The organism is Clostridium sp. (genome assembly GCF_047718555.1).
In the GTDB taxonomy this organism is placed as follows: Bacteria; Bacillota; Clostridia; order Clostridiales; family Clostridiaceae; genus Clostridium_I.
Genome location: NZ_JBDNRK010000020.1, coordinates 1 through 13391 on the forward strand (window position 1 = coordinate 1; position 13391 = coordinate 13391).

At 29.0% G+C, this 13391-nt stretch carries 12 protein-coding genes, 1 pseudogene and 1 riboswitch; of the genes and pseudogenes, 5 read left to right on the forward strand and 8 right to left on the reverse strand.

All coding sequences use genetic code 11. The annotated features are described in order from the left end of the window. Positions 1-85: 85 nt before the first annotated feature. Positions 86-988: a metal ABC transporter substrate-binding protein gene (locus tag ABF633_RS09705; protein WP_415523489.1), complete on the reverse strand. Its 903-nt coding sequence runs from the start codon at positions 986-988 to the stop codon at positions 86-88. A 348-nt stretch (positions 989-1336) separates the two neighbouring features. Between ABF633_RS09705 and ABF633_RS09710 the strand changes: the two genes are divergently transcribed. The 4 genes from ABF633_RS09710 to rimI all read left to right on the forward strand — a co-directional run bounded on the left by ABF633_RS09710 (position 1337) and on the right by rimI (position 4307). Continuing rightward, positions 1337-2581, forward strand: a complete 1245-nt coding sequence (locus ABF633_RS09710) for an HD-GYP domain-containing protein (RefSeq protein WP_415523490.1) — start codon at positions 1337-1339, stop codon at positions 2579-2581. Between the two features lie 118 nt (positions 2582-2699). Then, positions 2700-3158: a tRNA (adenosine(37)-N6)-threonylcarbamoyltransferase complex ATPase subunit type 1 TsaE gene (gene tsaE, locus ABF633_RS09715; protein WP_415523492.1), complete on the forward strand. Its 459-nt coding sequence runs from the start codon at positions 2700-2702 to the stop codon at positions 3156-3158. Next, positions 3155-3868 carry a tRNA (adenosine(37)-N6)-threonylcarbamoyltransferase complex dimerization subunit type 1 TsaB gene (tsaB, locus tag ABF633_RS09720; RefSeq protein WP_415523493.1) on the forward strand — a complete coding sequence of 238 codons (714 nt, stop codon included), beginning with the start codon at positions 3155-3157 and terminating at the stop codon, positions 3866-3868. The genes tsaE and tsaB overlap by 4 nt, the downstream gene beginning before the upstream one ends. After that, positions 3861-4307 (forward strand): ribosomal protein S18-alanine N-acetyltransferase, encoded by a 447-nt coding sequence (gene rimI / locus ABF633_RS09725; protein WP_415523494.1) that lies wholly within the window; start codon positions 3861-3863, stop codon positions 4305-4307. Before tsaB ends, rimI begins: the two co-directional genes overlap by 8 nt. A 168-nt stretch (positions 4308-4475) precedes the next feature. Here rimI and ABF633_RS09730 read toward each other — a convergent pair whose 3' ends face one another. From ABF633_RS09730 to ABF633_RS09755, 6 genes are all read right to left on the reverse strand, one after another. Continuing rightward, positions 4476-5099 (reverse strand): ECF transporter S component, encoded by a 624-nt coding sequence (locus ABF633_RS09730; protein ID WP_415523495.1) that lies wholly within the window; start codon positions 5097-5099, stop codon positions 4476-4478. Between the two features lie 91 nt (positions 5100-5190). Next, positions 5191-5307: riboswitch (FMN riboswitch) on the reverse strand. A 65-nt stretch (positions 5308-5372) separates the two neighbouring features. After that, entirely contained in the window at positions 5373-7529 is a 2157-nt protein-coding gene (locus ABF633_RS09735) for a Tex family protein (protein ID WP_415523496.1), read from the reverse strand. Between the two features lie 270 nt (positions 7530-7799). Next, entirely contained in the window at positions 7800-9026 is a 1227-nt protein-coding gene (locus tag ABF633_RS09740; RefSeq protein ID WP_415523497.1) for an EAL and HDOD domain-containing protein, read from the reverse strand. A 305-nt stretch (positions 9027-9331) separates the two neighbouring features. Continuing rightward, positions 9332-10051: a DUF975 family protein gene (locus ABF633_RS09745; RefSeq protein WP_415523498.1), complete on the reverse strand. Its 720-nt coding sequence runs from the start codon at positions 10049-10051 to the stop codon at positions 9332-9334. Positions 10052-10272: 221 nt separating this feature from the next. After that, positions 10273-11571 carry a hemolysin family protein gene (locus tag ABF633_RS09750; protein WP_415523499.1) on the reverse strand — a complete coding sequence of 433 codons (1299 nt, stop codon included), beginning with the start codon at positions 11569-11571 and terminating at the stop codon, positions 10273-10275. A 188-nt stretch (positions 11572-11759) separates the two neighbouring features. After that, on the reverse strand, positions 11760-11912 hold the full coding sequence (locus ABF633_RS09755; RefSeq protein WP_415523553.1) for a winged helix-turn-helix transcriptional regulator: 153 nt from the start codon (positions 11910-11912) through the stop codon (positions 11760-11762). A gap of 164 nt (positions 11913-12076) precedes the next feature. On the opposite strand from ABF633_RS09755, the pseudogene ABF633_RS09760 reads away from it, so the two are divergent. Beyond that, a pseudogene (locus ABF633_RS09760) lies at positions 12077-12253 on the forward strand (nitroreductase family protein); the annotation flags it as partial. Between the two features lie 103 nt (positions 12254-12356). On the opposite strand, the gene galT reads toward ABF633_RS09760, so the two are convergent. Beyond that, entirely contained in the window at positions 12357-13373 is a 1017-nt protein-coding gene (galT, locus tag ABF633_RS09765; protein ID WP_415523500.1) for a galactose-1-phosphate uridylyltransferase, read from the reverse strand. Positions 13374-13391 lie beyond the last annotated feature (18 nt).

Sequence of the window (13391 nt, forward strand, 5' to 3'; positions counted from 1 at the left end):
ATCGCTTTCACAGAGTGCGTGGGAGACTTACGCCAAGTTAGTCAGGTTAAAATATGAAATGTTACAACAGTTCATTGTATCAATATCATTTTACAACATTTTTAAAGCTTTCTATATTGCTCTTCAGCATATCAATATAACTCATATCAGGATTATAAACTGTAAGCTTTATTGGCTGTATACCATATCTATCTATTATATCTTTATTTTGTTGCAAATCTTTATCATCATCATATATAAAACATAATTTTCTGCCATTATTCTTTTCCGTTGATATTCTTTGATTATCTTCAGCGGAAATATTTCCTTGATCATTTCTATAAAATTTTATACTTTTCAGGCTTTCACTTTTTAACAAATAATCAAATCTGTCCGTATCAGTAATAGTCGTATATTCATTCATTTTATTAGTAATGTCTTTCATAGTAGTTTCATATTTGTCTACATCCTTAATACGATTTCTAAAATTGGTTTCATATTCATTTCTATTTTTAGGATCTTTTTCTTCTATAGCATTTTTAATATTTAGAAGCATTGTTCTGTAATTATCTACATCCATCCAGTAGTATGGATTCTTCTGTCCGTAGCTTTTGGAATTTTTATTATTGTAAGTTAAAAGGCTAACTCCTCTAGAAGAATTTATTATTGATACTTTACTCTTATCTACCTTACTTAAAAAATCATCTATCCAATTTTCGAATCCCGCACCAGTATATATAAATAAATCTTGTTTTCCTACATTTAGAATGCTGTCGTCAGTATATTTAAAATCTTCATTTTCATTTTTTAACATGAACTCTAAATTATTATTGTCACCTGCAATATCACTTACTATATTGTAAAGATATTTATTAGTTATCATAATATCTAAATTTTTTATAACTTTTTTATTACTCTCTGTATTTGAATTAATATTTATGTTCTTATCGCAGGCACTCTGTAATATAATTATTATAGATAAAAAAAATAAGCAGATTAGTTTTTTCAATTTTTCCACCTCAGTTTTAAATGCATAGCTTAAAAGTATATATATATTATACAGTAATTTACTGTATTATTTCTACATTACTAAAACATTTTTTATTAAAGTATTATTAAGTAATTTACAATAGAATTAAATGTGATAAAATGTAATTGCAATAAGACATCTGAAAAAAATACCAGTTCAAAAATGCTGTATATTTTGTATGAGACAAGCTTACAAATTTTCCACATAGTTCTATCACAAAAGAATTATGGAGAAAAAGTATAATACAAAATAATCTAGTATACTGATTATTTACCTCTTTGAAGATGCTCTAAAATTAAAGTAGTAAATTTTAGGTGGGATAATACTATGAAGATAAGTTTAGACAAAACCATAAGAGCCATGGCTATCGCATTAGACCTAGCTGAAATAAGTTCAGTAAAAAATTCAACAATAATCGAAGATATATCAAATATAAATTTTTCAAAGCATAACTACTTAAACCACTCCAAAAGAACTACATATATTTCATTAAAATTAGGAGAACAATTAGGTCTTTCTGAAATTTTCATGAAAGAGTTATATATATCCAGCCTTTTGCATGACATTGGTGCGTCAAATTTTTTGAAGGAAAGTCATATAACAAATACTTTTATTTTAGACCATTGTAAAAATGGTTCTCATATAATAGAAAATTTCCCTATATTCAGCAACATAAGTCCTTTAATATTATATCATCATGAAAATTTTGATGGTAGTGGCGCTATGGGATTAAAAGGAAATGAAATTCCACTAGCTAGTCAAATTATCAGGCTTTCTGATTTAGTTGAACTGCTCTATGATGAAGATGCTCCATCTTATAGGCAAAGATTTAAAATTATCGAATGGGTTAAATTAAACGCTAATTCTATTTTTTCCGAAAATTTAGTTAATATCTTCTTATCTATTGCTGAAAAAGAGATATTTTGGTTTGATATAGAAAATATATCTTTTATGGATTTTATCTTAGATAATATCTCTCCAAAATTAAATATCTCTCTTGATTTATACCAATTTGAAAAAATAGCGTATATCTTAGCCAGTATAATTGATAATAAAAGTTCTTTTACGGCTAAACATTCAAGAGGAATTGCCAACCTATCCTGGATGGTATCACAACATATAGGATATCCAGAAGAAAAATGTTTAGAAATGAAAATAGCTGGTCTTCTTCACGACATTGGTAAATTAGCTATTCCCAATAGCATATTGGATAAAACTGGTGAGCTTACAAAAGATGAATTTTCAATTATTAAATCACATGTGTATTATACTAAGATAATCTTAGATAGAATAGAAGATATAAAGGATATAAGCGACTGGGCATCTAACCATCATGAAAAATTAAATTCTGCCGGCTATCCAAGAAAATTAGATAATTTTACTCTTTCTGATGAAGCCAAAATTCTTTGTGCCTGTGACATATATCAGGCGCTAACAGAGGACAGGCCCTATAGAAATGGTTTAGATAGCTACATGGCATTTTCAATTCTTGATGGAATGGTAATCGACGGTTTAATATGTAAAAACGCAGTAGCCCAATTAAAGGATACTTTAACACAAAATGTACTATAATATATAAATATTATAGTATGTTAAAAACATAGATTATGATAAATACTAAGTAAGAAGTAAAGGCTCTGCCTTTTCTTTTTTTTGTTTTTAATATAAAATATTTAAGAGGTGAATTCTTATGGAATTTATAGTTAATAATGAAAATATGACTATGGAACTTGGAGAAAAATTAGGTTCTCTTTTAAATCCAGGGGATATAATATGCTTAAATGGAGAACTTGGTACAGGAAAGACTCATTTCACTAAAGGAGTTGCCAAAGGTCTTCTAATAAAAGATTATATAACAAGCCCTACATTCAACATAGTTAATGAATACAATGGAAGATTAAAATTATATCATTTTGATGTATATAGAGTGAATGATCCTGATGAAATATATGCAATAGGCTTTGATGAATATATTTTTAGTGATGCTGTAAGCATAATAGAATGGTCAATTTATATTGAGGAGCTTATTCCTAAGGAGCATATATCTGTTACAATAGAAAAACTTCCTGCAAAGGGCAATAATTACAGAAAAATAGTACTAAATTATTGTGGAGATAGATACAATTATGTAAAGGGGATTACACTATGAGAGTTTTAAGTATAGATTCAGCTACAGAAGCTGCTACTTGTGCCATTATTGAAGATGAAAGACTTCTAGGAGAAATTACTTTCAATTATAAGAAACAACATTCCATTATTTTAATGACTATAATTGATAACTTGCTAAAAAATATAAACACAGATATAAGCACTATAGATGGTTTTGTAGTTTCAAAAGGGCCCGGCTCCTTTACAGGCCTTAGAATTGGTATGGCTACAGTTAAAGGGTTAAGCCAGGGTTCCAATAAGCCTTTTATAAGCATCTCAACCCTAGATGCTCTAGCTTATAATATGGCATATACCACTGGTATTATATGCCCTATATTAGATGCTTTAAGAGGTAATGTGTACACTGCATTATATCAATTCGAAGAAAATAACCTGAATAGATTAACAGACTACAAGATTATATCTTTAGAAGAACTTTTAGCCCTTGTTAAAGAACAAAATAAATCCGTTACATTTATTGGCGATGGAATAAAATTATTTAAAGAACAAATAGTAAAATATCTTCCAGAAGCAAACTTTGCCCCTACTCATCTAAATGTAGCTAGAGCGTCGGCTTTAGGGGAACTTGGTCTTAAAAAATTACTTCAAGGTAAAAATGATAATTTATATAATTCAGCTCCCATATATATAAGAAAATCTCAGGCGGAAAGAGAGTATGAAAAAAGGACAGGTAAAAGTATAGATGAATAATTTAGTAGTTTGCCCTTTCGAAGAAAAATATATAGATTCTATTCTGTCTATAGAAAAGCTAAGTTTCACAGATCCCTGGAGCAGAGATTCCATGGAAAAAGAACTTAATAATAACTTTGCCAGATACGTAGTTGTTAAACTGGAGGATAAAGTTATAGGCTATGGTGGTATGTGGATAATCTTAGACGAAGGACATATTACAAATATTGCAGTTGCACCTGAATACAGATGTATTGGTGCTGGAAAGCTTATACTGAAGTCTCTTATAAATATTTGTAAAAAAGAAAAAGTTATTTCTCTTACTCTGGAAGTGAGAGTATCTAATACAATTGCCCAAAGTCTTTATAGTAAATTTGGCTTTGTAACAGAGGGTATAAGAAAAAATTATTATGCTGATAACAATGAAAACGCTCTTATAATGTGGAAAAGAGATATATAAAAAATGAATAACTAAAGCTAAGCTTTAAAGAAATCCAAGGATATTATACAGAGTTTATTATATTATTGGAATATTTAAAGCTAAAGAAGAGGATGTTCAGAATATATTCCGAACACCCTCTTTTTATTTAAGCATGTGAAAATAAATAGCAAGTCAAAGATAATAGTCCTAAGCTTTATTCTGCACTGCTTCTACCTTCTCTGCTTCTTTATGAATTAATGGTGATACAACCTTGTAAACAGCCATTGTTATTACTGAAGCCACTACACCTTTTATTATGTTAAAAGGAAGTATTGCAAATACTATAAAGGTATTTAAATTTTTTATAGCTGGATTTACCGCTCTTCCCATGCCTACAACTGCATTGATTGGAAAATGGAGCACAGCTTCATAAAGTGGAAGTATAACAAAGTAGTTAAGAATACTAGCCCCTATTGACATTATTATAGTACCTGTAGCTAAACCAATTAAAGCATTAGTTCTTGTTTTCTTTCTCTTATATATTGCTCCTGCTACTCCCACAAATATTGCACCTACTAGAAAATTTGCCAATTCTCCTATAAAAGCAGTTTGTCCATTAAAGATGCCATGTAATATATTTTTTATTAATTCAATTATAATTCCTGCAACTGGTCCTAATGCAAATGCACCTACAAGTGCTGGTAAATCACTTACATCAATTTTTAAAAAGGATGGAAATATTGGTATAGGTACTTCAATAAACATAATTAAAAAACCTATAACACTTAGTATTGCTGTTTTGGTCATAATATTCAGTTTTGAATTTCTCATAATTTTACCCCTCCAATTTTGACTTCTCTTCAAAAGACAGTAATCAAAAAGCCCTGATTATAAAAATCAGGGCACTAAACACATCTACACGTTTTTTCTTCTTCCATCCAGACTTTACTGTCGGTTTCGGAGTTTCACCGAATCATACCAAAATTGGTTCGCGGACTATACCGCCGGTAGGGAATTTCACCCTGCCCTGAAGATTATCAATATTTAATTTTACAATTAAATTATAGTACACATTTTATTAATATTCAATACTAAATTGAGAATTTATTTCTTCATGGTAAGAGATATCCTATTTCTCTTTTCATCAATTTCTAAAACTCTAACTTCTACAATATCTCCCACCTTTACTACATCTAAAGGATGTTTTACAAATTTGTCTGAAAGCTGGCTTATATGTACAAGTCCATCCTGATGAACTCCAATATCAACAAAGGCACCAAAATCCGCTACATTCCTTACTGTACCTGTAAGCAGCATATCTGGTTTAAGCTGACTAATATCAATTATTCCTGTTTTAAGTACTGGCTTTGGCATTTCCTCTCTTGGATCTCTTCCAGGTTTCTTTACTTCTTTAACTATATCTAATAGAGTTGGAACTCCTATTTCCAGTTTTTCAGCAAGTTTCTCTGTTCCCATGAATCTAAGCTTACTATCTATATCTATAAGCTTTCCCTCTTTAATATCCTCTTCTGTATAACCTAATATATCTAAGAGCTCCTTCGCAGCTTTATAGGATTCTGGATGCACTGCAGTATTGTCCAGTGCCTCTTCGCTTTCCATAACTCTCAAAAAACCAGCGCATTGTTCATAGGCCTTTGGTCCCAATCTCTTAACCTTTAAAAGCTCTTTTCTGCTGCTAAATTTACCTTTTTCTTCTCTATAATCAACTATATTTTTAGCTATATTGCTATTAACTCCTGATACATAGGAAAGTAGTGATGGGGTTGCTATATTTAAATCTACTCCAACGCTATTAACACAATCTTCCACTACACCCCTTAGGGATTCATCCATTTTTTTAGGAGTCACATCGTGCTGATACTGCCCTACCCCTATGGATTTAGGATCTATTTTCACTAGTTCCGCAAGAGGATCCTGTAACCTTCTGCCAATAGATATAGCTCCTCTTAATGATACATTTACATCAGGATATTCCTTGCTTGCAAGCTCTGATGCTGAGTAAACAGAAGCTCCAGCTTCTGAAACTATAACATAGTACAAATCCATATTTTTCTCAGTTTTAACTTCTTTTATAAGTCTTGCCACTACTTCTTCAGACTCTCTGCTGGCTGTTCCATTTCCAAGTGATATCATGCCTACATTATGTTTATATGCAAGTGCTTTTAATACTTTTATAGCTCCTTCTACATCGTTTTGAGGAGCAGTTGCATAAACTGTTGCGGTATCTAAAAGCTTTCCAGTTTCATCTAGCACTGCAATTTTACAACCTGTTCTAAAACCAGGATCGTATCCTAAGACTGCTCTTCCCTTTATTGGTGCTTGCATCAAAAGTGCTTTTAAATTAGCCTTAAATATATCTATGGCACTATCTTCACCTATTTCAAATAACTCTGATCTAACTTCTCTTTCTATAGAAGGATATATAAGTCTCTTTAAAGAATCTTTTACACTTTCCTCTATGTATTTATCTGTATTACTATTTCCCCTTAAACATTTATTCTTTAGATAATCTATTATCTTATTTTCATCACAGCTTATTTTTACAGATAAAATTTTTCCCTTTTCTCCTCTATTTATAGCTAAAATTCTATGAGGAGGAATCTTGCTTACAGCTTCTTTGTAATCATAATACATTTCATAAGGTGTAGGCTCTTCGCTACTTCCGCTGGTCTCAATAATACCTTCCTTTTCAACTAAAGTTCTTATCCACTTTCTATGCTCTGCTTCATCGGAAATAATTTCACTTATTATATCCTGCGCTCCATATAGAGCCTCTTCTGTATTTTTTACACCCTTTTCTTCATTAACAAATTGCTTAGCATATCCTTCAATATCTTCTTTAAATTCTCCATTAAGAATAACTTCTGCCAATGGTTTTAATCCCTTTTCCATAGCTATGGTTGCTCTTGTTCTCTTCTTTTGTTTATACGGTCTATATAAATCCTCTACTTCTGTTAAAGTATTGGCCTTCATTATCTTTTCTTTTAACTCATCTGTTAATTTCTCCTGGTCTAGAATAGCTTTTATTACTGTTTCCTTTCTATCTTCCAAATTTCTAAGATATATAAGTCTGTCATTAAGGTTTCTCAGTAAAGTATCATCCAGTCCACCAGTTCTTTCTTTTCTATATCTTGCTATAAAAGGCACTGTACTGCCTTCATCTAACATTTCAATAACGCTATCTACCTGTTTTATACTTATTTTAAACTCCTCAGCCAATCTTTCATTAATATTTGTCATGTTTTTATTTCCTCCTAATAAGGCATATGAAAATAAATAGTAAGTCAAAGATGCGACGGATATTTTGAATCATACAAGGAAACAGGTTCCGAAGATAGTAAGCTATCTGAGGGTTCTGTTGACGTAGTAGGATTCAAAATAGACTAGCATACTGACTAGTTATTTATTTGAATGTGCCTAATGTATATAACTCCATTATACTATTATATATTATATTGTACTTTCTTTATGTATTTCAAGCATCTATTAGGCGGATACTATAAAACTATTTCAAATGTTTAAATTTACCCATGAAATGGCTTCAACATAGCTGTTAATTAATTCCCCTCTATCTAGATTGAAATATGATAAAATTAACATACATTTATCCCATTCTCCATTTTCATAACTGACAATTATCTCTAAAAGTTCGCTGTAAATATTTATCTTCTTACCTGTCAATGCATTTTTAACTTCAGAGGGCACTGATATATTCTCTAATATTTCTTCTAAGGGCTTTTCCAGCATTACATGTACTAATGACAAAATACCAGTTAAATAAGCATTAAATGAATACTTATTTAGTTTAGCCTTTTTAACTAATATCTCCGCGAATTTTGCTCTTAATAAGGATTCTATCATAATGAAATCAGGTTTATCTTTAGAAATAGGTTTCATGCAGACAAAATATAGCCATTTCTTTATATTAATTTCACCTATTAATGCTATTGCATGCCTTATTGTCCTTATCTCATTTTCAAAATAAAACATTGGTGAATTAATCATTTTAAATAGCTCATAGCATAGTGCTACATCCTTTTTAATTAAGCTTTCTATATTATCAATAGAAAATTCCCTATTACCTAATTCATTTAATAAATTTAAATATATATACTTATTTTCTGGTATTTTTTTGCCTTTTATTAATTTAGGCTTACTAAAATAATATCCTTGAAAATATGAATATCCAAGGGCTAAAGCTTCATTAAATTCTTCAATTGTTTCAACCTTTTCAGCAAGAAACTTTATTTTGTTATTACATTTTGATGCTATTCTTTTTATTGTTTCTATTATTTCTCTTCTTTCATTACCTTTAGTTATATTAAAATCTATTTTTATTATATCTACAATTTCTATAAGCTTAACATAACTTTCATTAAATACAAAATCATCTAGTGCAATAATAAATCCTTTTCTTTTCAAATCCCTACATATATTTATGATTTCATCTTTAGGCCTAACATTTTCCAAAATTTCAATTATAATATTTTCAGATGGAATTATTGAAGATAATTTTGATCTTAAAATATTTTCTGTAAAATTTATAAATGCCTTCTTATTTCCAACTATATTTTCTACACCAATATTAAAGCTATTTCTTATTACAGACAGTGTAGCATGATCTCCATCCTCATTCATATATTCATTGCTGAATTCATCATCCCTAAACAATATTTCATAACCATATATGTTATTTGATTTATCAAAAATAGGTTGTCTTGCTAGAAATATATCCATAATATCTTATTTCAATTTAAATTTTATACTTGTCCTATAAACAATAAAATTTAAATCTTCTCCTTTATCTCTAGAGTATTTTAAATCTATTATCCATATATTTGTATTTTTATATACTATTTTTCAAATTTAAACTTTATTTTACAACTTATATATTAATTTTACTATAAATATCATTTAATTACAAATTACTTATGATTAAAACTATTTTTAGTATATGCATAAAAGAAAAGATTTTAAAATAAAAACACTACCAAAATCAATTAGAATTAAATGACTTTGATAGTGTTAATTTTTACTATTGACTATACATTACTCTTTAAGTTTTTATTCTTCAATTCAAAATAGAAATTAATATAAGTCAGCTGCATATAAGGTATTACATATAATCCAACTATCCCAAAGGTTATACCAACTAATATAATCCATCCGATAAAACTAAGACCTGTTAAAAATAACTTCCATACATATCCTTTTGTCAATTGTAAACTGATTTTTATGGATTCTATGACACCAATTGATTTATCTTCTGCTATAATTATAGCAGAGAATATTACTCTAAAAGATATATAAATGGTTCCTATAATTCCGATTAAAATGAGAATAATTAAAATAATTATTGATAGAGCATTAAAATCATTAAATTGAACTATTATAAATCCTATTAGACCTAATATTAAATAGAGAACGGCAATAGCTATACTTATTAATAACTGAAATCCAAGTGCTTTATGAAAAGAATGAAACTCTGAAAATAATAAATTAATTTTTGTATCTTTATCTCTATCAGAATAGCTTATAAAATATTTATAAAATCCAATTAAAAATAATGAAGACCATATAATGGATACAATTGGGACAATTATATCTGCTGGTGTATTACCTATTGTACTTCTTATAATAAAATTTATTATCTCTGGAATAGATATTGTAATTAAATAATAAAGAAATGTTGCTAAAGCCGCCTTTCCTTTTCTTCCCCTTAAACTTTCTTTTGCTTTTGATTTTATTTCACTAATATACATTTAATAAAACCTCCTCCAAATTTTAGAGCACTAACCATTGAAATTTTCTATATTCAATAAATTATCACACCCCTTTAAATTAAATTTATTCTTTAAAGTAAACTTATATGACTATATAACGACAAATATGAAACTCTATTAAAAAAATTCAAAAAAACGAACATACTCCAATATTTTTAAAATATTGGAGTATGTTGTATTAATAGAATATTTGTGTGATTTTATTGTTGTTTTGATATTCCCTTAATAAGCAATTTACTTATTCTCTTCTTATTACATTTTAATATAATAAACTCATAATTTGAATAAATAATTTTCTGATTAATTTTAGGATAGGAACTTAACTGAGAATAAGCCCAGCCTCCTATAGTATCAATGTTTTCCACATTAATATCAGTTTCTAGAAGTTCATTGATGTCCTCAATAAGTACTTTACCGTCTACAATATAATTTCCCTCTTCATTTTTATTGATTTCTTTGCTCTCCTCATCAAACTCATCCTGTATATCTCCAACAATTTCTTCCAGTATATCTTCAATTGTAGCTAGTCCAGCTGTACCACCATATTCATCAATTATTATTGCTATCTGAGCTTTTTCCCTTTTAAAGGTCTTAAGCAACTCACTTATAGATAATGATTCAGGAACAAATTTTATTTCACGAATAATTCCCTTTATATCCTGATTATTGCCATGTATCTTCTGTTCATATAGGTCTTTGATGTGTATAAATCCAATAATATTATCTTTGCCCTCTCTATAAACTGGATATCTGGTAAATTGTTCTTTCAGTGTGGTTTCTATTATTTCATCAAAAGTATCATCAATGGAAATACACTCCATATCCGTACGGGGCACCATTATTTCCTTTACCGTTGTCTCAGAAAAATCAAATATATTATCTACAAATGTTAATTCAGTTTTATCTATAAGTCCATGATTATAGCTGTCTTCAACTAATAATTTTATCTCTTCATCAGTATGGGCTGCTTCATGCTCTTCTACCTGTGAAATATGAAATATTCTTAGGACTAAATTAGTACTATGATTAAATGTCCACATTATAGGAAAGGTTAACTTGTAAAACATAATTAAGGGTAATGCTGTATATAAGGCGATATTCTCTGCGCTTATAATTGCTATGGATTTAGGAGCCAATTCACCAAGCACTATATGAAAAGCTGTTATTATTGCAAAGCCAAACACGAAAGAAATAGAATGAATAGCACTCTCTGGCATGTGCATAAGATTAAATAAAGGCATAAGTATATCTGCTACAGCTGGCTCTCCTATCCAGCCTAAACCTAAAGAAGCTAAAGTTATTCCAAGCTGACAGGCAGACAAATATGAATTTAGATCATTTACCACTTTTTCTGTAAATCTTGCACTTTTATTTCCCTCATGTACCAAAGTCTCTATTCTGGATTTTCTTACCTTTACCATTGCAAATTCAGTAGCCACAAAAAAACCATTCATAAATACAAGTAAAATAACGATAATAATATTTATAAAAATAATCATATAGTGATGAATTCCTCCCCAATAAATTTTAATCTTTTAAAGCTAATTTTTCTAGCATTCCTTCTATACAATTTATCAGGTATATTTTGGTGTTTCCTGTCTACATCCATTTATCTTTTCTCCTAAATTTTATTATATTGGTATAATTATCATATCAGTCACATATTATTAAGTCAAATTATTACATATTAATTATTCTCTATTTCACTATTAAAATTTGGTTCTATTAATTTTGTGTATTCTTTTCCCCAATCACACATGGATTTTAAAGCAGGCTTTATGCTTTCTCCAATCTCCGTAAGCCCATATTTACTCTCCTGACTAGTGTAAATTATCTGAATATTTTATTAATATATATAATATCATTTTTGATACCAAGTTTCAAATTTGTGCATACTTTAAAATTGCTATACTCAATGTTATTATTTTTATATAATAATGTAAATTACACATTATATACTTTTTATTTATTTTCAAATACTATCTATGTGAAAGGACGATTTTTATGAACGAAGTTTTAAAGACACTTAAAAGTATAAGAGCATATTTACCAGATCAGATACCTGATGAAGACTTGCAGGCGATACTTGAAGCGGGCATTTATGCACCTACTGCTCATAATGACCAGCCATGGCATTTTACAATTATACAGAATAAAGAGAAACTTCAATATATCCAAAACGAAATTTAGATGTGATTAATTATATAAAATAGAATTTAAATAAGGTAACTATAAATTCAGGTCAATAATTATAAAAAAATAAAACTCCAATTTTATAGAGAAGCTAAACAATAGCTTCTCTCAAATTTTTAGCTGCAATCTCAGGTAAAACCGTATTTACCATTATTCCTGTACTAATCTCAAAACCCGCTCCCTTTACTGTTCTAGGACATATTTCAATATAGAAATGATAGTATTCATTATCCTCTTTAATAAAATTATAATATATATTATAGGAAATGTTCTCTCCAAGTACTCTATGAAGCTTATTTGTTACAACTTTTAGCATATCACTTAGGTCATCTATTTCCCTTTTATCTAAATTCAGCATAGTACTGGAATGTTTTCTTTTTACAATCTGAATTTCATATTTGTAGGTAGAAGAATAAGGGCAAAGGGCTATAAACTCTTTGCCCTCATACACAATTCTCTCTTTTATCTGAATTTCATTTTTTAATATATCACATAAAGCACACATGTTATTATTTTTATAATATTCTTTTGTGTTTTCTATTTCTTTTTTTACCTTTTCTGGCATAATATTAATACCCACAATTTGAGAATGGGGGTGCTGCAATGATGCTCCTGCATCTCTACCATTATTTTTAAATATCTGTACATATTTAATAAATTTATTTTCATATATATCCTTTGAAACATTAATATAAGCCTTTATTATTTCAGCTATATGCACTTTTTCAAGTTCATAAAAACTTTTACTATGCTCTCTTCCCTCAATGACTACATAATGGAAACCGTATATATTACTTTTAGTGTCTTCTTTTTTTAATACAATAGGATATTTATTTTCTACTACTGTAACTGGATATGAACCTTCACTGTCATAAATCTTTTCCGCTGTCATATGCTGATTTGCAATACAAAACGGACAATCCTCCCTAAATTTCATTTTTCCAATGTAATTTTTACTGGAAGAAAAATCTGTTGGTCGTTTTGAGCGGTTTTCTGACATTATTACAGTTTCCTTGGAAATAGGATTTATTCTCATATGCGGCACTGCCAACTCCTCCTCAACACTCCTTGCTATACAATTTTCATTAGTAACCTTTAAGGAACACATGATTACAAAATATTCATG